The 19,148-nt window shown below is 44.0% G+C and carries 19 protein-coding genes; 10 read left to right on the plus strand and 9 right to left on the minus strand.

All coding sequences use genetic code 11. The annotated features are described in order from the left end of the window. Positions 1-70: 70 nt before the first annotated feature. Complete coding sequence (locus ACED41_RS11325) at positions 71-637, minus strand: helix-turn-helix domain-containing protein (RefSeq protein ID WP_050620555.1); 567 nt, start codon at positions 635-637, stop codon at positions 71-73. 99 nt (positions 638-736) lie between these two features. Here ACED41_RS11325 and ACED41_RS11330 point away from each other — a divergent pair, with 99 nt between their 5' ends. Further along, positions 737-1,930, plus strand: a complete 1,194-nt coding sequence (locus ACED41_RS11330) for a benzoate/H(+) symporter BenE family transporter (protein WP_371724973.1) — start codon at positions 737-739, stop codon at positions 1,928-1,930. A gap of 113 nt (positions 1,931-2,043) precedes the next feature. Here the strand turns inward: ACED41_RS11330 and ACED41_RS11335 are convergent, their stop codons facing one another. After that, entirely contained in the window at positions 2,044-3,027 is a 984-nt protein-coding gene (locus tag ACED41_RS11335; protein ID WP_371724974.1) for a hypothetical protein, read from the minus strand. A gap of 423 nt (positions 3,028-3,450) precedes the next feature. Here ACED41_RS11335 and ACED41_RS11340 point away from each other — a divergent pair, with 423 nt between their 5' ends. After that, entirely contained in the window at positions 3,451-3,840 is a 390-nt protein-coding gene (locus ACED41_RS11340) for a hypothetical protein (RefSeq protein ID WP_371724975.1), read from the plus strand. Between the two features lie 148 nt (positions 3,841-3,988). Here the strand turns inward: ACED41_RS11340 and ACED41_RS11345 are convergent, their stop codons facing one another. Then, positions 3,989-4,921, minus strand: coding sequence for a LysR family transcriptional regulator (locus ACED41_RS11345; RefSeq protein WP_371724991.1), 933 nt, complete (start codon positions 4,919-4,921; stop codon positions 3,989-3,991). Between the two features lie 200 nt (positions 4,922-5,121). Between ACED41_RS11345 and ACED41_RS11350 the strand changes: the two genes are divergently transcribed. Further along, positions 5,122-6,147: a zinc-binding alcohol dehydrogenase family protein gene (locus tag ACED41_RS11350; RefSeq protein WP_371724976.1), complete on the plus strand. Its 1,026-nt coding sequence runs from the start codon at positions 5,122-5,124 to the stop codon at positions 6,145-6,147. Between the two features lie 122 nt (positions 6,148-6,269). Here ACED41_RS11350 and ACED41_RS11355 read toward each other — a convergent pair whose 3' ends face one another. Next, the gene (locus ACED41_RS11355) at positions 6,270-6,881 is read right to left on the minus strand and encodes a CIA30 family protein (RefSeq protein ID WP_371724977.1); all 612 of its coding nucleotides are present in this window, start codon (positions 6,879-6,881) and stop codon (positions 6,270-6,272) included. 48 nt (positions 6,882-6,929) lie between these two features. Then, on the minus strand, positions 6,930-7,196 hold the full coding sequence (locus ACED41_RS11360; RefSeq protein WP_371724978.1) for a DUF3081 domain-containing protein: 267 nt from the start codon (positions 7,194-7,196) through the stop codon (positions 6,930-6,932). 345 nt (positions 7,197-7,541) lie between these two features. Between ACED41_RS11360 and ACED41_RS11365 the strand changes: the two genes are divergently transcribed. Continuing rightward, the gene (locus ACED41_RS11365; RefSeq protein ID WP_032545880.1) at positions 7,542-8,522 is read left to right on the plus strand and encodes a bile acid:sodium symporter family protein; all 981 of its coding nucleotides are present in this window, start codon (positions 7,542-7,544) and stop codon (positions 8,520-8,522) included. 71 nt (positions 8,523-8,593) lie between these two features. On the opposite strand, the gene ACED41_RS11370 is transcribed toward ACED41_RS11365, so the two are convergent. Beyond that, positions 8,594-9,214, minus strand: a complete 621-nt coding sequence (locus tag ACED41_RS11370) for a heme-binding beta-barrel domain-containing protein (RefSeq protein ID WP_371724979.1) — start codon at positions 9,212-9,214, stop codon at positions 8,594-8,596. A 398-nt stretch (positions 9,215-9,612) separates the two neighbouring features. On the opposite strand from ACED41_RS11370, the gene ACED41_RS11375 reads away from it, so the two are divergent. After that, positions 9,613-10,032: a VOC family protein gene (locus tag ACED41_RS11375; protein WP_017072063.1), complete on the plus strand. Its 420-nt coding sequence runs from the start codon at positions 9,613-9,615 to the stop codon at positions 10,030-10,032. Positions 10,033-10,190: 158 nt separating this feature from the next. Here the strand turns inward: ACED41_RS11375 and ACED41_RS11380 are convergent, their stop codons facing one another. Both ACED41_RS11380 and ACED41_RS11385 read right to left on the minus strand, forming a co-directional pair. Beyond that, a complete protein-coding gene (locus ACED41_RS11380) occupies positions 10,191-11,090 on the minus strand; it encodes a DMT family transporter (protein WP_102333930.1) in 900 nt (299 codons plus the stop codon). 42 nt (positions 11,091-11,132) lie between these two features. After that, on the minus strand, positions 11,133-12,107 hold the full coding sequence (locus tag ACED41_RS11385; protein ID WP_017068435.1) for a LysR family transcriptional regulator: 975 nt from the start codon (positions 12,105-12,107) through the stop codon (positions 11,133-11,135). A gap of 100 nt (positions 12,108-12,207) precedes the next feature. Here ACED41_RS11385 and ACED41_RS11390 point away from each other — a divergent pair, with 100 nt between their 5' ends. From ACED41_RS11390 to ACED41_RS11410, 5 genes are all read left to right on the plus strand, one after another. Next, positions 12,208-13,560, plus strand: coding sequence for an MATE family efflux transporter (locus tag ACED41_RS11390; protein ID WP_371724980.1), 1,353 nt, complete (start codon positions 12,208-12,210; stop codon positions 13,558-13,560). A gap of 200 nt (positions 13,561-13,760) precedes the next feature. Beyond that, complete coding sequence (locus ACED41_RS11395; protein ID WP_010430578.1) at positions 13,761-14,006, plus strand: hypothetical protein; 246 nt, start codon at positions 13,761-13,763, stop codon at positions 14,004-14,006. 319 nt (positions 14,007-14,325) lie between these two features. After that, on the plus strand, positions 14,326-15,330 hold the full coding sequence (locus tag ACED41_RS11400) for a response regulator (RefSeq protein WP_371724981.1): 1,005 nt from the start codon (positions 14,326-14,328) through the stop codon (positions 15,328-15,330). A gap of 1 nt (position 15,331) precedes the next feature. Next, complete coding sequence (locus tag ACED41_RS11405) at positions 15,332-15,772, plus strand: PAS domain-containing protein (protein WP_371724982.1); 441 nt, start codon at positions 15,332-15,334, stop codon at positions 15,770-15,772. Between the two features lie 777 nt (positions 15,773-16,549). Beyond that, a complete protein-coding gene (locus ACED41_RS11410; RefSeq protein WP_017062429.1) occupies positions 16,550-17,593 on the plus strand; it encodes a GMP reductase in 1,044 nt (347 codons plus the stop codon). Positions 17,594-18,443: 850 nt separating this feature from the next. Here ACED41_RS11410 and ACED41_RS11415 read toward each other — a convergent pair. Then, positions 18,444-19,124, minus strand: coding sequence for a glutathione S-transferase family protein (locus ACED41_RS11415; protein WP_017061920.1), 681 nt, complete (start codon positions 19,122-19,124; stop codon positions 18,444-18,446). Positions 19,125-19,148: the final 24 nt, after the last annotated feature.

Here is a 19,148-nt window from a genome sequence, read left to right on the forward strand (position 1 = left end):
GTCTGCCAGCTCTTTCGTTAGCGCTGAACATCCGGTTAGAGCTAAACATCCGTTAGCACCAAATCCGGCACTATTGCTTGTTATTAGGGTAGTGAATCACATTATGAAATACGGCGTTTCCTTCACCGATATTTTTGTAGGCATGGGTCTGGTTGGCATTGAAGCGAACGGCTTGTCCTGCGCGTAACGTATGCCACTCATCATCAAACATCACGGCCATCTCTCCTGAAATGCATAAGATGTGCTCAGTGACGCCTGCGTTATGTGGGGCGGATTCATGCTGGTAATCGGGTGCTAGGGTGAGTTCGAATATTTCAAATCCTAGTGCTTCCTCAAAAGGAAACAACAAACTGACGAAAAAGCCAATGTTGTATTCTTCATGCCTTAGTTCGTTTGCATCTCTGAATAAACTCGTCAGTTCACTGTTTGGGCTAGCCGCGATAAAGCTCGAAAGTGACACCTCGAACCCAGAAGCTATCTGCCAAAGCTTAGCGACTGTCGGGCTGGATTCTCCACGTTCAATTTGTCCTAGCATTGCTTTGCTCACGCCAGTTTCTTTCGCTGTTTTGTCTAAGCTCCAGCCTTTTTCTTGGCGAAGGCGTTTCAAGTTAACGCCGACTTTAATTTCTGTTTGCATATTTTCTCTACAAGTTTTTCAAAAATTAGTTGTGCGTTATAGCGCACGGGTGCTAAGTTCAGTCTATGGACGTTATAACGCACACAGGAATAAATTAACATGACTAAGCTAAAATTTTCTCACGTCAGTACCGGCTTTATCGCTGTTTTCATTGGTTATGCGAGCGCCGCGGCGATTATTTTCCAAGCGGCAATGAGTGCTGGAGCAACTGAAGAACAAGTGGCGTCATGGTTTTGGGCGTTGGGAATTGGCATGGGCGTAACCACAATACTGCTTTCGTTTCATTACAAGAAGCCTGTGGTTACAGCGTGGTCGACGCCTGGAGCGGCGTTGTTAATCACATCTCTTGAAGGGCTGACAATGAATCAGGCTGTGGCCGTGTTTTTGTTCAGTTCGATGTTGATCACGTTAGTTGGATTAGCGGGGATATTTGAGAAAGTCCTAAAACAGATCCCAACATCGATTGCCTCTGCGATGCTCGCGGGGATCCTATTGCAATTCGGTTTGGGTTTGTTCACGTCGTTAATGGAAGAGGCACAAGTCGTAGCGGTCATGCTCGCTGTATTTATTCTGGCGAAAGCGCGGTTAGGTAATTTACTGATCCCAAGTATTTTCATTATCGCACTGGTTATGTGTGTGGGGTTTGGCAAACTCGATGTCAGTCAGGTAACTATGGGATTAACGACCCCGATGTTCATTACGCCCGATTTTGAGTTCTTTTCGTTGTTCAGTGTAGGTATCCCATTGTTTATAGTGACGATGGCTTCACAGAACTTGCCGGGATTTGCGGTTCTAAAAGCGAACGGATACCAGGTCGATTCATCGAAGATCATTACCACCACTGGGGTGATAGGTTTGATCTTCGCGCCGTTTGGTGGCTTTGCGTATAACCTTGCTGCGATTACGGGCGCTATTTGCATGGGCCCGAATGCGGATGGCAATCCAAAGACACGTTATATGGCGGGGATCTGTATGGGCGGGTTTTACTTGTTAGCTGGCGTGATGGGGATGTCATTTGTGTCGCTGTTTAGCGCTGTGCCCTCCGAGATTGTCATTGCGGTTGCTGGCTTAGCGGTGATGCCGACCTTGATGAATTGTTTAGCTGTTTCGATGGCAGACACCCACTATCGAGAGCCTGCACTGCTTACTTTCTTATTCACTGCTTCTGGTACTAATTTACTGGGGATCGGCAGTGCATTTTGGGGTTTGTGTATCGGGTTGTTTTGTTGCTGGTTACACAATTACAAAGCTAAGTCACGTGGAGCAAGCAAGACTTCGCAAACTTCGTCGTAATGAAACGACTCAAGATTATGATCAGGTTCGCTGTGAATTAGAAACACCAGCAAGTTGTTTGAGTAGTAAGCCCAGTCATACTTGTGACTGGGCTTGCTTACAAAGGAATAAAGCTACTTAACTTCGTATCTCAGTAGCACTTCATTATCGAGAACGACATTTGTCGACCAGATAAAGCTTGCGCCAGCACCACTGAATTTTTCGATAAAGTTCATGTACGCTTTTTTATTGTTCACGCCAATATCGTCTTCTGAATATACTGATGCTTGAGGCCAAGATGTTGAATCGAACTCTTGGTTCATCCAGTTGGTTGGTGTTTCCCAATGAGCGGCGTAGGCATCTTGACCGTGGTCAGTTCCTTCCGTGGTGCAGCTTTCAGAAAGACGCTTCCCGTCCACTTCACTCAAACAAGTCAGGTCATAAATCGGTGAGGTATAAAAGGTTTGTGCTTGCCATTCTGGTCCTGTCACGGTCCCGTCACTAAAGCTCGCGATAAAGCCACCATCACCAGCGTGGTATGCCTTTCCGCGGTTATCTTCGCTGCCAAGACCTAGGTTTTCTTCCCAATCAATCACTTTCACGGCAATCGTGTAAGGCTTCTTCACCTTAAATTTGACGATGTTTGAGTTAAACGGTGTGAAAGGAACGGTGTCTACCGCGATTAACTTGCCGTTGATATAAAGTTCGAAATAGTTATCGGCAAAAATATAGCCTGTTATTTCCTCACCGTCTTGATCCACTATCGCTACAGGTACAGAGCTTTGATCGACTTCGGCTAGGCTGCTTGGTGTGGTGTTTGAGCACTCTTCATAAAGATCAAAGGCTTTTGGCCCTGTCGCAAAGTTGTTCTTGGCTGGAACCGTCCAAACCTTTCCTTCTGAGTCCGTAATTTCCCCAACGCCCGCCACTCGGCTACGTCCGTTTGCACACTCAAAGAGATTCGATTCAACGGTGGTCGCCACACCCTGAGTAATACTCGCTGAGCCTTGGTAATCACTGATGTTGCTGACCGAAGGCGTATCTGATGATGGTGAGCAGCCTGTAGCGAGCAAAGCAACCGATGAAAGGGCAAGGGCTTGATATTTTTTGATGATCATTGATTGGGTATCCTAAATGGGTGATTTAAATAAGCGTGGTTCAAAATAAGCCAAGTGCAAGTAAGTTAATTGAAAACAAAGCTATTTCAAACAAATCCGAGCTAAGTAGCTAAGTAGCTAAGTAGTTAAGTAAGCCGTGAACTCATAGCTGATAGCTGGAACGACGAAACTAAGCAAGAGCCAAAGCAATTGTGAGGTACCACGCTTATTATTTGATGAGGCATATATTACCCGTACAAATATAAACAAGCGTAAAGCTGAGTAAGCATGCGCAAAACAGCGCTTTTATAGGATGATCACATCAGCTTGCGCGGAGCTTGAAAAAATACTTAGAACGAAGCGGTTTCAGGTTGTGATTGAGATAGTATTTTGCTACAAAACGCGCATAATCTCGCTATACAACATTTAAAGAAGAATTTACCTATGACTACCTTTCAATACTACTTTCACCAACTGCCTTGCTTCGACTGTAAAAAAACGACAGTAAGTACTGATCTTGGTTGGTTAACGCCTGCGATGAAAGACGATGCTATCGCACAAGTGACAGCAACACTTGCACAAGGCGAGGTTACTCCTGATCTTTCAGCGGACGTGGTTTGTACGAAAGATGAAGCGCGTGAGTATTTACTACTGAACTTCTTCGGTTATTCAGAAGAAGAGCTAGCAAGCGAAATTGAAGCGGATGATGAGAAAGAAGTCGCGGATGAAATCGCAGAGCTACTGGAAGAAGGCGAAGACACCATCACCTTCGAACATGAAATTGCTCTTCAGTGCTGTGCAGGTTGTGACGTTGTTGAAGGCGAGTCAAACTAAACTCTTGTATTAAGGTTATTAAACTAAGTACTCTTATTAAGGTTCATCATGCAGCTATGATGTTCTGATGATGAAAGGCGTTAGCGAATTGAAGTTCGCCAACGCCTTTTTTGTCTCTCTGTTTCTTATCTTTAATCGGCATTCACTCTTAAGATGTTGTGCTTCCTATAATGCCTTGTTTGCTCAGTTGCGAAAGGATCTCCGCAGTTTTATCGCGGAATAGATCTCTCAGTAGTCGCACAGTAGGGGTGATGGATTGACGACTTGGACACACTAACCAGAGCTCGGTAGGGGTCGGCTTAAACTCAGGCATAACTTTAACCACTTCACCTGAAAGCAGATGAGGTGACATGTCTAAACAAGATTTTATTGCCACTCCTTTACCTGCTATACACCAACGTCTCACAAGGTCTGCGTCGTTCGAAGCGCGATTTCCTTTTAGTTTCACTTTATGATCTTGAGTACCGTCGTTAAACACCCACTCGTCTTGCAGCATGTCATGGAGTTGGTAAAGCAAACCATTGTGTTGTGCTAAATCACTCGGGTGTTTTGGTGTGCCCATTTCAGCCAAGTATTCAGGAGCCGCACACAATATCCTCGGCACATCGCATATCTTGAAACCATACATGTTGGCATCGGTCGGGGAGCCGTAACGCAGCGCCATATCGACGGAATCTCGGTAGAAGTCGATATTGCTATCACTGATGCTAGTGCGAAGCGTCGCCTTTGGATATTCAAGCAAGAACTCATCTAACCAAGGTGTGATTAGGTTTCGCCCTAGATCAGAAGAAAGCGCGATGCGAATTTCACCGTCAACAATACCAAGCTCTTCGCGCATGTTGAGTTTCGCTTGCTCCAACATCTTTAAGGCTTGTTCGCATTCCGGTAAATAACGCTCGCCTGCTGAAGAGAGCCTAAGGTGGCGTGTGGTTCTAACAAACAACTCTGCACCGAGTGCCGCTTCAACACGTTTTACTGCTGCACTTGCTGTGGCAGTGCGCATATCTAGGTTGGTGGCTGCAGCGGTGATACTGCGAAATTCTGCCACTTTCAAAATGACCTGTAAGTCTTCAAGAAGCATTTCGTTTCCCTGTTCTGAACCTTGAATCGGTTGTTCGGTTACCCATAAATTAGGCATTTTCAAATTGCTAATCTTAGTATTTTTCCTGCGCATATACATCTTATTATCAAAAATCATTTGATAATTATTCAAATATTAGGCGGTTTATCTAGAGTGAGAATTGACTAAGATTAACTCGTCTAATTCAAGGAGAAAGCACAATGTCAGTACCATCAAAAATGAAAGCTATCGGATTTACTCAATCACTTGCGATTACAGAGCAAGACAGTTTATTTGAGTTTGAAACGAGTCTGCCAGAACTAAAAAATAATGACTTGCTGGTAAAAGTAAGCGCGACTTCTATCAACCCTGCTGACGCCAAAATTCGTATTCGTAATGCTAAAGACAAAACTCTTGAGCAGCCAAAAGTGCTGGGCTATGACGCAGTCGGCGAAGTTGTTGGCAAAGGTGCTGACGTTGAAGGCTTCGAAGTCGGTGACCGTGTGTACTATGCGGGTGACGTAACACGTATGGGTGCTAACGCAGAATTCCAAGCTGTGGACTACCGTATTACCGCTAAAGCGCCTAAGAGCCTTTCTGATGAAGCTGCAGCCGTTATGCCACTAGCAACACTAACTGCATGGGAAGCGTTGTTTGACCGCCTGCGTGTTCGTCCTGAAGAGAAAAAGTCTATCCTGATCATTGGTGGCGCAGGCGGTGTTGGTTCAATTACGATTCAACTGGCTAAGCAACTGACCAACCTGAATGTTATCGCTACAGCTTCAAGACCTGAAACGGAACAATGGGTAAGGGATATGGGGGCGGACTATGTGGTGAACCACCGTAACCTTGTCGAGTCAGTGCGAGAGCAAGGCATTCAACATGTCGACTACATCTTCAATGTTGCTGATACCAAAGGGCACTGGGATGCGATGGTTGAGCTGATTGCACCGCAAGGCATGATCAGTTCGATCGTAGAGTTTGACGGTGGCATTGACTTATCAGCGCTGCAAGGTAAATCAGCAGGCTTTGTTTGGGAACTGATGTTTACACGTTCACTGTTTAACACTGAAGATATCCAGAAGCAGCAAGACATCTTATTCCAAGCTGCGAACCTGATTGATGCGGGCCGTATTAAAACGACGCTAACCACGACCCTAAATGGCTTTAGTGTGGATACAATCAAAGATGCACACCAACGTATTGAAAGCAGTGCCTCGATTGGTAAAACAGCTATCAAATACTAATTGCTGATGTTTTAATCCGCCGTTGTTTTGAATTGTTGACGGTTTAAATAGAAGAAGCCCCTGATATCTGATTGCTAGTCAAAAGGTATCAGGGGCTTTTGTTTGTTTTCAGTTTAGTCAGTTTAATTAGCTTCTGGTGATATGATAGGTTGCGATGTTTTGAAGTGAAGCTGTATTAGGTTTAGCTCAAAAGGCGATGCCTGTTTGTCTGCAATCAAAAAGCCGATTTGTTTGATGTCTTGTGCCCTAAGTTCCGGCGTATCGTTCAGTAGTCGACCTCTGAACACCGCTTGAAAATCATCGAAGTGGAACACCTTGCTAAATTGCTCTCCCTTAATGGTATCGAAATCGTGTTTGTATTGAACTCGATTGCCGTCTTTTGATGTTGTAAACCTCAGTTGGTAGGTGGGACCATCACCAACGAAAACTAGCTCTGCGCTATCTATTTCATGGGCTGGTGATTCAATGGAGCGCTTTACAGAACTGAAACCACCATTGTTTTCTAACGATAGCTCGCCCTTAAATTGACTCGTCTCGCCTTCGTAAACAAGCTCGCCTGTTGAGATGCCGCCCATCACATTGTCGTTGGTCGCTGTCCAATTCTTATGTTCGTTCGGTTGTGTAAAGTCAATCATACCTATGCCTGCTACAGATACTTGAGACCATAAAAAAGAGAGGCTGATTACTAGCCACAAAGGGTGTCTTCGCTTAAGCAATGAAGCCGTTTCGTTCATGATTGTCTCCGTTAGCCGTTAGCCGTTAGCCGTTAGTCTGTTCGCGTTTTATGGAGAAGGTTCAGTGGCAAGCATACCCAGACAACGCTCAATAAATTCAGAATAATTTGAAGCATTGTCGTACTCGATTTTCAATGAACCATGAAACATCAGCGTCACTGTTACGTCTTTATAGCTTAGCCAACAGGTATAACCATCATAATCATGCCAAGCCGCCATTTCGCCCACTTGATATTTATTGTCCAGTTGCTCGCCAGAGGTGCGAATGCACTCAAACACTCTGAGAAACTCAATAATGGTGATTCTGTTGTCCATGTTTTGCTCCCGCTGAGTAGTTATTGGTAATAGGCTGAATATTGGTATCTAAATTTGTTACTGTTTGATTGCTGTCCCTACGGCTTGCCTTTGTGTTCCGATCACTGAAAGTGATCTTATCTTCTCGATAAACCTCTGTTTTCTAATATTTTCATCGTCATTCCATACATCCGATTAATCCTGAGCAAAACGGGTGTAACAAACTTAATAACGATGTTAACCCTCAAGATAAAGACAAGCTTAATTTACGTTTATGGTGGTTAATTAAAATTAGAGTCGATAGGATAAATAGCGTCGGAGCCTTGTTATTGGCTGAAATGGAATCTACAGAAAGTGCGTGTCAACATGATAGAAAAACTGAAAAAGGAATGGTTTCTTGTAGGGATGGTGGTGGCTATGGTCGTTGCTGTTTTTACGCCGGATTGGGGCAAATCGGGTGGGGTACTTCATCTCGATACGGTGACTGTTCTTGGCATCGCTTTGGTGTTTTTCTTACACGGTTTGGGTTTGTCTCCCAAAGCCATTCTTGAGGGGCTTTCGAATTGGAAGCTGCATGTTTTTGTACAAAGCGCGACATTCTTAGTTTACCCACTGCTTTGGGTGATATTCGGGCAAGGCTTTGTCGCTTATATGCCAGCAGCTCTGGCCTTTGGTTTCTGTTACCTCTTCGTATTACCGAGTACGATTTCGTCTTCGGTCGCGATGACGGTGATTGGAAAAGGAAACCTACCGGGTGCGATATTCAATGCATCACTTTCTAGTATTTTAGGCGTGTTCATTACGCCTCTACTGATCCAGCTCTTTATGGGGTTGGAAGGTGCAGAGCTAAACCTGATGGAATCGGTGATCTCTATATCTAAAATGCTGCTATTGCCAATGATTGTCGGCCAGTTGATGCGCCCGTTACTTTTTGAATGGACTCAGAAACACAAGTCAGTGGTCAATAAGTTAGATAAATACGTGATACTTCTGATCGTCTACAGTGCTTTCTGTGACTCTATTGAACACGGTATTTGGAGCGACTTTTCACCAATGCTGTTGTTGCTGTCAGCGGTGATTTGTTTAGTGGTATTGATGGTGATGGTACACGGCATTCAATGGAGTGCCCGAAAGGTTGGATTCAATCATCAAGATGAAGTCGCGGCAGTATTCTGTGGTACTAAGAAGACCTTAGCGGCAGGTATTCCTATGGCTAAGGTGATCTTTGCTCACAACCCTAATCTAGGGATGATATTACTGCCAATCATGCTTTATCACCCGATTCAGATCTTTTACTGTGCAGTGCTAGCCAACCGTTACGCCAAGGTTGATACACAATCTAGTTAAACTTGTTTGTTGTTACAAGTACAACAGAAAAACGCCTTTCACTTCGCTGTGAAAGGCGTTTGTATTTGAATCTACTTCACTTTAACTAGAGTGCTTGAATCTGTATGAGCAAATGCGTTGTCGTAGATCTCTAAGCCTGTTGTTTGAGAGTACGTCAGCGTATCGTCTGAAATGCTAATGTTCATCGTGAAGCCTGTGGTGGTTGCGTTGTCCGTCATGTATTCAGACTCAGCGATGCCACGCTTTGACGCAACTAACGTCATTGTATCGCCAGCAGGGCCTTCTGCGGTGACACATGTGGTGCGTGGTACGCAGTAAGAGTTGTAGACGACCTGATTTTTTTGGTCGTAGATGAAGTAGCCACGTTGATCGTGGAACTTAGAGTCGTCGGCCTTTCTGAATACTTCTTGTTTGTAGTACAGAGCAACCAGATATTGATCGCTGGCATTGGTTGCATCTGCCGCAACCTCAAACGTCATTACTTCATAGAATGGTGTAACCGCGGGACCACCTGCACCCACTTCTGTGCCTTCTTGGCCTGGAGAAATATCAACGCCGCCAGTTTCGACTGATTTCCATGTGCCGACTAACTTTGCGAGTGGACCAAAATCCATACCATTGATTGTGTTGTGGTCGGCTACTGCTGGAGCCGAGATTACCGCTGCGATACCAAGTGCTAATAATTTTTTCACTTTAACTTCCTTTTTATTAATTATCTGACCCCAACAAAAATAAGGTTATTGTGAAACTAGTTTATTAACCCAGATCAGTGTTGTTGGCTAATATGAAATCGAATTGTAACTTGATGTATCAGTCAATAAGGGGATATTAATGTGTGTATATATTGAGCAAGAAGCAGTTGTTGGGTCGTCTTATCTCAGTGATACACCATGGGTTTGCTAACTCTTGTGGTTGAGTTGAGTCACATTGGATTAGGTCGTCTAAACTTAAAGCTTATATCGCATCAAATACGACAATTTGGGCTCTAAAGACGTTCTCGAAATAAATGCAAATTAGTGCTTTACCTCAACTTAACTTGAGGTATTAGGATATGCAACGTTGCTTACGAGAATACTTTAAGGAGAGAAGAATGATCCAACTTGAACATGTGAATTTAGTGGTAAAAGATATCCCAGAAATGCTGGCTTTCTATAAAGCGGCGTTCCCTCATTGGTATGTCCGTGATGAGGGAAAAGGGGAGTGGTCAGGTAAGCCACGTAACTGGCTGCATTTTGGCGACGAGTACCAATACATAGCAATAAGTGATCACGGTGAAGGTGAAAATAGAGATTTGGCTGGGCATTCTGTTGGCCTCGCGCACTTCGCTTATGTGACCAATAATATCGAAAGTGTCACTCAGCGCCTTGTTGATGCGGGCTTCCCAATTGCCAAACCCGGCGCTGAAGAACCTTATCGAAAAAATGTCTACTTTGTGGATCCTGCAGGCTTTGAAATCGAGTTTGTTGAGTATTTGAGTGATGATCCTAAGTTACGAAATGCCACGAGTTAGTTACGTAATACGCCGCTTTGTTAAAGTTGGTTAGCTGAATGAAAGCGCGCTAGAGAACATTTATAGAAAAGGGCATTGTGGAATAATCCGCAATGCCCTTTTTAGGTCTATGCAATAGCTGATTATTTAGCTGATGTTTAGCTCAGTTGTTGGGTTGTTTATTTAGCCTTAAAAGGCACCAACAGTTGTTTGCCAAACACATTAATCAGCGCGCCAGTCACAATCAGACCACCGCCTAGATAAGTCCAAACCGATGGAATTTCATTAAAGATCCACACACCTAATAGCGCTGAGAAGACGATCTGCACGTATGAGTAAGCTGAAGCTTTACCTGCTGCCTGGGTTTGCATTGCTTTGGTTAAACCGTATTGTCCTATTTGTGTGAAAATCCCGACGAGCACAAGCATCATGGTTAGGAATAGGCTAGGCCATACAAAGTCGTTCCAGATAAGAGCTGTTGAGATTGGTAGCGCAACCAATGGGAAGTAGAAGATGATGACTGAGCTATCTTCCGTTTGGCTAAGTTTTCTCACAATCACATAAGCAATTGAGCTACCAAATGCGCCACATAACGCCACCATAATGCTAAATAGCGGTAACTCGCTGCTCGCGCCACTGTTCATACTTGGTTGTACCATCACTAATAGCCCAGCTAGGCAGAACGCAATGCAGATCATGGTCGATTTTTGGACGCGTTCTTTCAGAAATAACACGCCAAGTAGGGCGGTAAATACAGGATGAACGTATTGTAGAATGGTCGCTTCGGCTAATGGCAAAGTGGTCACAGCGTAGTAAACACACATCAGTGCTGCAGTACCTACTGCGCCACGAACAAACAACAAAGGTTTGTTATTACCCCAGATCGAAATGCCTTTTCGTTTTACGTCGATGTAGCTGATGATCAAAGACACCAACGCTCTTGCTGCAACGATTTCGAATACAGGAATGCCATAATTGCTGATGTATTTCACACAAGCTGACATCAGTGCGAATCCAAAAGCGGAGAGGATCATGAATCGAACCCCAACAGGGATTTGTGAAAAAGAGAAAGAAGACATAAAAATATCAATCGGTTGAGGGAACAGGAATCATAACTTAGTTTAGAAGAGCCGACCAAAGTCTTTGTCCTGTTCTATTACACCAAACCATTGATATTGCTGTGCGAGTACTTTCAGCAACTCGATCTCTTTTGTTGTCTCTTCTCTAAGCCATTCAATAAGGTCGTTGATGATAGGCGTGTGACTACGCTGGTGCATGAAGTAAGTCCAAGCACTGTGTTGGATTTTTGCATTTCTAGGGCAGTACAAGAAGCCTCGTTGGAGATCTTGTTGAACTAACAACAGATCCGTGACCGTAACCCCTTCACCGGATAGACAGGCACTGAGCGCCATATCTAAAGACAAGAAGCTGGTATTTCTGACAGGTTTCTTTGGTGGGAATTCAACATCGGCCAGCCACACTTTCCAGTCGTGATGATCTAAGGTTGGATGCAGCCTTGGCAAGGTTAAGATTGAATCAAGGTCGGTGTCTTTGGTGGTTAAACTAGTAGAGCAAACCGGCGCCATGAACTCTTCACGCAAGAAGGTAATGTCAGGTGCCTTGTCATAGCGTTTTTTGAAACGCGTGTGGAAGATCAGTAGATCATACTCACTACTATTAATCGATTCGTCTTCCTCAATCACAGGAACAATGACTATCTCATGATCTTGATAACGCTCGTTTAATTCCCGAACTTTGGAGATCAATACTCGCGTCGCGAAACTCAGAGTCGCTTTGATCACGATACGCTTCTGCTTGGGCTCACTCCAAGAGGCGATAACAGCTTCGATATTACCGTAGCTTTCTCGCAAAGCGACATACAAATCATGACCTTGTACCGTTAATTCTATGGCTCGATGCTTACGAATAACCAGTGATGCGTTTAACTCATCTTCAAGCTGTTTGATCTGTCGGCTGATCGCACTTTGTGTCACATGCAGCTCTTCGGCAGCCAGAGTAAAGCTCATCAGCCTTGCGGCAGCTTCAAAGGCTTTTAAGCCATTATGTGATGATGGCAAGCTAGGATATGGGGTCATAATTCGTTCGCATGAGTTTATGGAATGTTAGAGTCGCAAATTTATCAATTGAACGCTAGCCTCATCGATCGTATTTTGGGCGAAATTACCTGAGGCGCTCATGAAAAAAATACTCACTCTTGCATTCCCTTTGATCATTTCACAGCTGATCTCTATGGCTTTAGTCCTTACTGATGTTTGGATGATGTCGCGTATCAGTGTGTCAGCCCTTGCGGCTGGTGGCTTAGGTGCCTCAATCTACTTTTTCATCTTCATTATTGCGAGCAGCACCGTGGGTTGTGTCGCGAACTTGATTGCGATTGCTTATGGTCAGCGCGTAGCTCGCCCTGAGTTTGGTAATACTCAAATCAGATTGGCTGTGAAAGGCGCAACCATGTTGGCATTCGTGCTCAGTGTGACCTTAATGGCCAGCTTCTGGTTTGCTCCGTTGGTATTAGAAGCAGCCAAACAGCCGCCAGAAGTGATCACTTTAGCTATGGAATATGTCCATGCTTTGAAGTGGGTGATGTTGCCTTCGCTTATCTTATTGGTGCTTCGCGGCTTAACTAGCGCGTTTGGCAATGTGCGTTCTATTCTGGTGATGTCTATTATCACCGTAATTCTGAATGTGCCAGTCAGCTACTTCTTAACCTTCCAATTAGACATGGGTTTAACAGGTTTAGGGCTAGGTACGGCTATCGCGGCATTTATCGTGATGGTTGGATACACGGTTTGGGTATTCAAACGTGACGAATTCAAGCAGTTCGCCCCTTGGTTAAACAAAGAAGAGTATTCAATCAAGTTGATGAGCCCGCTTTTAATGATGGGTTTACCTATCGGCTTGGCAGCATTACTTGAGCATGGCCTTATTTACGGCGGCACTTTGATGGCAGGGACGATCAGTATTGCTTCTCTAGCGCTGCACCAAATCTTGCTGCAATGCTTAAGCTTTACGTGGAACTTCAACTTCGGTTTCTCGCAAGCTGCCGCAATTTTAGTAGGCCGTGATTTTGGCGCGGGTAACTACGAAGGAATAAAAAGAACCTCGATTCAAAGCTTCATATTGGTGTCGGTGTTGAGTGTGGCGTTGTCGGCCGTGTTCATTATATGGCCTGAGATGATCGCTTCTATCTTCAAGTTAGACGATGGCACGGGTGCTATGACTTCACTACTGGCTTCTGTGATTTGGGTCGTTGCTTTGTGCTTTATTGTTGATGCTTGGCAGCTACTGGCGATTAACCTGCTAAGAGGCATGAAGATTGTCTCTATGCCAACCGTGATGACTGCCATCGGTTACTGGGTATTTGGCTTGCCTGCGGCTTGGTATTTGATGCCTAAGTTCGAATTGGCAGGGATTTGGGGCGGAATCGGTGTTGGCTTAGGCGTGACAGGTATTCTGCTGCTTATCCAATTGATGCGTGTCATTCAAAAGAACAACCAATCTCCAGATTTGTCGAATCATGCTTATACGTGATTTGCTTGTGATGCTCGCCTTTACCATGGAACCTTGAACGATAAACGTTGTATTGCTGACCGAGAACTATCAATTACCAACAATGACCTATAAGCCCTAAATTGCGTACTTCGTAATTTAGACCTTGGTCTTACAGAAACCGAGCTAAAAGGTGACTAGAATGATTTGAGTTGCTCACCGTTTTATCAAGGAATACACAAATGGAAGTTGGATTGTTCTGGGCTGAAAAAGGAATGTTAGTGCTTGGCGCACTGTTTGTTTTGACGAGCATGATGCAGTACGGAAGACGCAGTAGCGATTGGAAAGGCGTGATTACGATGTTCTACAAGCGTATCCCAATGAACATCGCCGAATACAAATGGTATCGCCTGGGGATCGCGTTGTTGGTATTTGCTGTGATCATACGTTTCGCATTACTGATTTTATGGCCTTCATATCAGTTCTAGTTCTCTTGCATTAGCTTTGTTGGATAGCTCTCTATCATGGTTACATAAAGCCGTTCAATGAATGAGTCAGTCGAGCCTTAATAAACCCGCTTGTTAAGGCTGCTGTTAAATATAATAGTGCTATTACTCAACAGCAAGGATTGGCTATTACCTTTGTAGCATATTGTTTTTCATGAAGAATAATGCGAAATAATAGCTTACCCACCTGTTTCATCATTCTTACTAATAATCTGCACATAAATCCATTCACCCCGTACCTGATACCATAATGTTCTGTTACACTCGTTCGAATTAGCTTTAATTTGTCAGTGGTGCATTTATGTCGTTCCCAGTTCTTATATGTGATGATTCTGCGTTAGCAAGGAAGCAGATGGCTCGGTCACTGCCTAGTTCTCTAAATGCAGATATAACTTTTGCTGTTCATGGGCTTAATGCACTTGAAGAGCTCGCTAAAAACCAATTCAAATTGATGTTCCTCGACCTAACCATGCCGGAATTAGACGGCTATGACACATTGGAAGAGATGCAACGTTTAGGCGATACCACGCCAGTTGTCGTTGTTTCTGGTGACATACAACCAAAAGCACAACAGAAGGTGCTGGATCTTGGCGCCAAAGCATTTTTGCAAAAGCCGATCGATAAAGAAGCGCTAAAAGCCATTTTACGTGAGCATGTCGAGCCGCCAAAACAACCTCAAATCATTACCCCAACCGCTTTAGAACTGCCAATACTTCGCAGACGCGATATCTATATGGAAGTCGCGAACGTAGCGATAGGCCGTGCCGCTGATGCACTGGCTCGTCACTTTAATGTGTTTGTTCACCTACCGCTGCCGAACGTTAACATCTTCGAAGTGAGTGAATTGCACATGGCACTTCGTGACCTAGCGGATAACGACCAAGTGTCGGGTGTTTGCCAAGGCTTTAGTGGAGAAGGCATTGCAGGTGAAGCGCTAGTTTTGTTGAGTGATTCCAGTGTGAGCGATCTTAAGAAGCTCATGAAGGTGCCAACAGAAAGCGAGCAGCTAGAAGAATTAGAGTTGTTGATGGATGTATCGAACATCTTAGTCGGCTCTTTCTTGAATGGGTTAGGGGAGCAATCAGAAGTTCGTTTCTTCCAGAGCTCTCCTGTGCTGCTAGGTCAACACATCTCGATTGATTCGGTGATTGAAAATACCAGCGGCTCATTTAAAAAGACCATGACGTTCGAAGTCAGCTACAACATAGACGGCACGTCCATCCGTTGTGATCTTCTATTTATGTTCGTTGATGAGTCTCTGCCTCTTCTAGACAACAAATTGGCCTACCTAATGGAGGAGTTTTAATATGCTGAATCTTCCTGCTGAATTTGAACAGTTCCACTGGATGGTAGACATGGTTCAAAACGTCGATATGGGGCTGGTGGTCATTAACCGTGACTTTCAGGTACAAGTTTGGAATGGCTTCATGACGCACCATAGCGGTAAGCAATCGCATGATGCGATCGGTAAGTCGATCTTTGAGTTATTCCCTGAAATTCCTGAAGAGTGGTTTAGGCTTAAAACAAAACCGGTTTATGACCTAGGCTGCCGTAGCTTCATAACGTGGCAACAAAGGCCTTATCTGTTTAAGTGCCGCAACGTGAGGCCAGTAACTCAGCAAGCCGACTTTATGTATCAGAACGTCACGCTTAACCCGATGCGTTCTCCAACTGGGCAAGTGATATCCTTGTTCTTGTCGATTCAAGATGCGACTGCTGAAGCTCTGATGTCTCAGAAAAAGGCTTGACGTACCTTAAGGTGAAAATTGAATCGCCTTATAAGAGCACTCTGAAAACCAAATAAAAATGGCCAAGGTTAATCCCCTTGGCCATTTTTGTATCTGATCCTGTAGTAATGAGTTCGAACTAAAGAAAGGCGTTCCGTGTTCGTTAACTTTAGTCGAGTTGTTGTTAGGCTCTATCAACAGCGGCTTGTATCCGCTGGGTTCTCATAAATAAGCGCATCTAACCTGCCATATTTTGTGGACTTTACCCCGCTCATCCAAGTTTCGAACGTGCTAATCGATCTTGCCTTTGTACTTTATAAATTTCAGGGCTAATGAAAGAGGGCTGAGATCGGCACTCGAAGCGAAAAAGTCAGAAAAAAATGAAATTATTTAAGAAAAAACGCATTTTTTGATTCAAGAAAAGTGTGATTTTTATGTGATTAAAGGGCACTTTTTTCACAAATTTGCCTTATCGAAGATTTTTTCGCCGAATTTGCGAGGGAAACGTTTGCGCAATAAACCGACAGCGTTTGCGTGAATATGTTGTTAAGTTATTAATTACTATGAATTTAGTAGGAAATGACGGGTGGGAAGCTTTTACCAGATATGGAATCTTTGAGAGGATAGCACAAAAAAAAATGAAATATCAGACTTGCTGTTAGTAAATCACAGCCTATAATTCTGAAAACCGGAGCGTCTGCCAACGCTCCGGTTTTTTTGTGTCCGAAACTCAGTAAAGCGTCTGCCAACGCTTACCGAAAACGCACGACACGTAATATGATTACAGGACAAATTATCATGCGTATCGAACAAGAACTTAAGTTAGGTTTCAAAGATGTACTCTTCCGTCCGAAGCGTTCTACCCTTAAAAGCCGTTCTCAAGTTGAATTAACCCGCGATTTTACATTCAAGCATAGCGGTCGTCAATGGTCTGGTACTCCAGTAATTGCAGCGAACATGGATTCGGTAGCAAGCTTTGAAATGGCAGCTGCTCTAGCAGAGCACGGTGTTATGACTGCAGTACACAAGCACTACACAGTAGAGCAGTGGGCTGAGTTCGCAAAAACAGCAGACAAGAAAACGCTGAACAACGTATTTGTTTCGACAGGTACTTCTGAAGCTGAGTTTGAGAAAACTAAGCAAATCATGGCGCTTAGCGACGAATTCGTATTTATCTGTATTGATATCGCTAACGGCTACTCAGAGCACCTAGTTGAGTATGTACAAAAAGTACGTGCTGAATTCCCGACTAAAGTTATCTCTGCTGGTAACGTTGTAACGGGTGACATGGTTGAAGAGCTAATCCTAGCTGGCGCAGACATCGTTAAGGTTGGTATCGGCCCTGGTTCTGTTTGTACTACACGTGTTAAAACAGGCGTAGGTTACCCTCAACTTTCTGCAATCATCGAGTGTGGCGACGCAGCACACGGCCTTGGCGGCATGATCATCGGTGACGGTGGCTGTTCATGTGCGGGTGACGTATCTAAAGCGTTCGGCGGCGGTGCTGACTTCGTAATGCTAGGCGGCATGCTAGCAGGTCACTCTGAGTCAGGCGGCGAAGTTGTAGAGCAAGACGGTAAGCAATTCATGAAGTTCTATGGAATGTCGTCACAGTCGGCTATGGACAAGCACTCAGGTGGTGTTGCTAAGTACCGTGCTGCTGAAGGTAAAACTGTTTTACTTCCGTTCCGTGGCTCTGTTCACAACACAATTTCTGACATCCTTGGTGGTGTACGTTCAACTTGTACATACGTAGGTGCAGCAAAGCTTAAAGAGCTAACTAAGCGTACGACTTTCATCCGTGTACAAGAGCAAGAGAACAACGTATTCGGTAAAGAGTAATCTGAACTGATTCGAATAGTTTGAAAATCAAGAGCCGCTAAAGCGGCTCTTTTTTTACGTGAAATTGATAAAATCAATGTCATTAAACCTGCGCGCTAATAATCTGTCTAATTTTCAGAAGACGCTGGATTTAGAATGTGACTAACAGATTTAATGATCGCAGGAACTATGATGGTTATTAGTACTAACGTGAATAATGATGCCTCAAACCAGTGCCAACCTAATATACTTGTAGTATAAAAGTAAGCGCCTAAAGAGAGTGGCAGCGTCAAATTAAACACGATTAAGACGATTAACGCAGCTCCTGCCCATACCATACCAAACTGATTCTCAAGTCCTGAAAAACTTATAGACAGATAGCACGTACCAGATATTGTAACAAGTAAAGCACTAAGGCAGCCTGATCTCATTTTGTTGCCTAGAATATTAACGAAAAAAGCAAAACTATCAGAACGCCTAATTATTTGAATTAGCATTCAAAAATTAATATTACTTTCAAATGCTATTAGTCTTTGTAAAACTCATTTATCGTCTCTTTAGTTGATTGTCACATGATTGTTTTTTCATTTGGTATCTTGAAAATAAGTTTATGCTTTGTAGTCGAAGTTTAATTCATGCCTAACATATGCTTTACAAATTCGCTGCGATCTAGAGTAACTGATTCAGGACTTTTCCCCGGCACGACCGACAGAGACACCATCGGATGTCGGTAAGGGTTCTTACAATAGCTATATCAATAGTATTGATATTTTAACTAGTGTGGTATCAGTTAATAGAAACAATACTATTGATTTTTAAATAGCTCGCCCAGTAATGAGCTTTCGCTCCACATCGTTTACTTCATGCTGAATTATTCGTTGATTGGGAAATTCGAAGGAAACAGTGCTCGTTTTGCTTCTTCATCACGTTCGGTTTTAAACTCAATGCCTTTGCCGATTTCGCGAGCACGCAGTGCAGCAGGGCGAGTGTTGATTGCGTTAAACCAACGCTTCAAGTTCGGGTAAGGTTCTAGGCCTTCTTCACCAAGCACGACCGGTGCTTTGTCAATCCAACCCCATGCAGCGACATCGACAATGGTGTACTCATTTCCTACGATAAATTCACGACCTTCCATATGCTTCTCTAACACTTCGTAGTGACGTTGTGCTTCACGTAGGTATCGGTTCACAGCGTAGTCTAAGCCTGCTGGTGCAGCATGGCGGAAGTGTACCGATTGGCCTGAATATGGACCAAGGCCACTCGCGATAAACATCATCCAAGAGAGTAGTTCAGCTCTGTCTTCTGGCTGACCGCCAAGCTTGCCTGTTTTCTCTGAGAGATACAGAAGGATAGCGTTAGAGTCGAATACACGTTGTCCTTCATCTTCAATCGCAGGCGTTTTGCCATTTGGATTGATTAAACGATATTCCGGTGAATGCTGCTCACCCTTTAAGGTATCGACAGGAACAAGTTCAAAATCTAGGCCTGTCTCTTCCAAAAACAGAGCGATCTTCATTGGGTTTGGTGTTTGGTGAAAATAGAACTTAAGCATGGGGTAACTCCTTGTATTGGTCAT

Source organism: Vibrio sp. 1F255 (genome assembly GCF_041439145.1).
Lineage (GTDB): Bacteria > Pseudomonadota > Gammaproteobacteria > Enterobacterales > Vibrionaceae > Vibrio > Vibrio crassostreae_C.

Bases quoted from the DNA above. Each gene is read 5' to 3' on its own strand.
- ACED41_RS11325 (WP_050620555.1), bottom strand. From the start codon at position 637: ATGCAAACAGAAATTAAAGTCGGCGTTAACTTGAAACGCCTTCGCCAA.
- ACED41_RS11330 (WP_371724973.1), top strand. From the start codon at position 737: ATGACTAAGCTAAAATTTTCTCACGTCAGTACCGGCTTTATCGCTGTT.
- ACED41_RS11335 (WP_371724974.1), bottom strand. From the start codon at position 3,027: ATGATCATCAAAAAATATCAAGCCCTTGCCCTTTCATCGGTTGCTTTG.
- ACED41_RS11340 (WP_371724975.1), top strand. From the start codon at position 3,451: ATGACTACCTTTCAATACTACTTTCACCAACTGCCTTGCTTCGACTGT.
- ACED41_RS11345 (WP_371724991.1), bottom strand. From the start codon at position 4,921: ATGCTTCTTGAAGACTTACAGGTCATTTTGAAAGTGGCAGAATTTCGC.
- ACED41_RS11350 (WP_371724976.1), top strand. From the start codon at position 5,122: ATGTCAGTACCATCAAAAATGAAAGCTATCGGATTTACTCAATCACTT.
- ACED41_RS11355 (WP_371724977.1), bottom strand. From the start codon at position 6,881: ATGAACGAAACGGCTTCATTGCTTAAGCGAAGACACCCTTTGTGGCTA.
- ACED41_RS11360 (WP_371724978.1), bottom strand. From the start codon at position 7,196: ATGGACAACAGAATCACCATTATTGAGTTTCTCAGAGTGTTTGAGTGC.
- ACED41_RS11365 (WP_032545880.1), top strand. From the start codon at position 7,542: ATGATAGAAAAACTGAAAAAGGAATGGTTTCTTGTAGGGATGGTGGTG.
- ACED41_RS11375 (WP_017072063.1), top strand. From the start codon at position 9,613: ATGATCCAACTTGAACATGTGAATTTAGTGGTAAAAGATATCCCAGAA.
- ACED41_RS11380 (WP_102333930.1), bottom strand. From the start codon at position 11,090: ATGTCTTCTTTCTCTTTTTCACAAATCCCTGTTGGGGTTCGATTCATG.
- ACED41_RS11385 (WP_017068435.1), bottom strand. From the start codon at position 12,107: ATGACCCCATATCCTAGCTTGCCATCATCACATAATGGCTTAAAAGCC.
- ACED41_RS11390 (WP_371724980.1), top strand. From the start codon at position 12,208: ATGAAAAAAATACTCACTCTTGCATTCCCTTTGATCATTTCACAGCTG.
- ACED41_RS11395 (WP_010430578.1), top strand. From the start codon at position 13,761: ATGGAAGTTGGATTGTTCTGGGCTGAAAAAGGAATGTTAGTGCTTGGC.
- ACED41_RS11400 (WP_371724981.1), top strand. From the start codon at position 14,326: ATGTCGTTCCCAGTTCTTATATGTGATGATTCTGCGTTAGCAAGGAAG.
- ACED41_RS11405 (WP_371724982.1), top strand. From the start codon at position 15,332: ATGCTGAATCTTCCTGCTGAATTTGAACAGTTCCACTGGATGGTAGAC.
- ACED41_RS11410 (WP_017062429.1), top strand. From the start codon at position 16,550: ATGCGTATCGAACAAGAACTTAAGTTAGGTTTCAAAGATGTACTCTTC.
- ACED41_RS11415 (WP_017061920.1), bottom strand. From the start codon at position 19,124: ATGCTTAAGTTCTATTTTCACCAAACACCAAACCCAATGAAGATCGCT.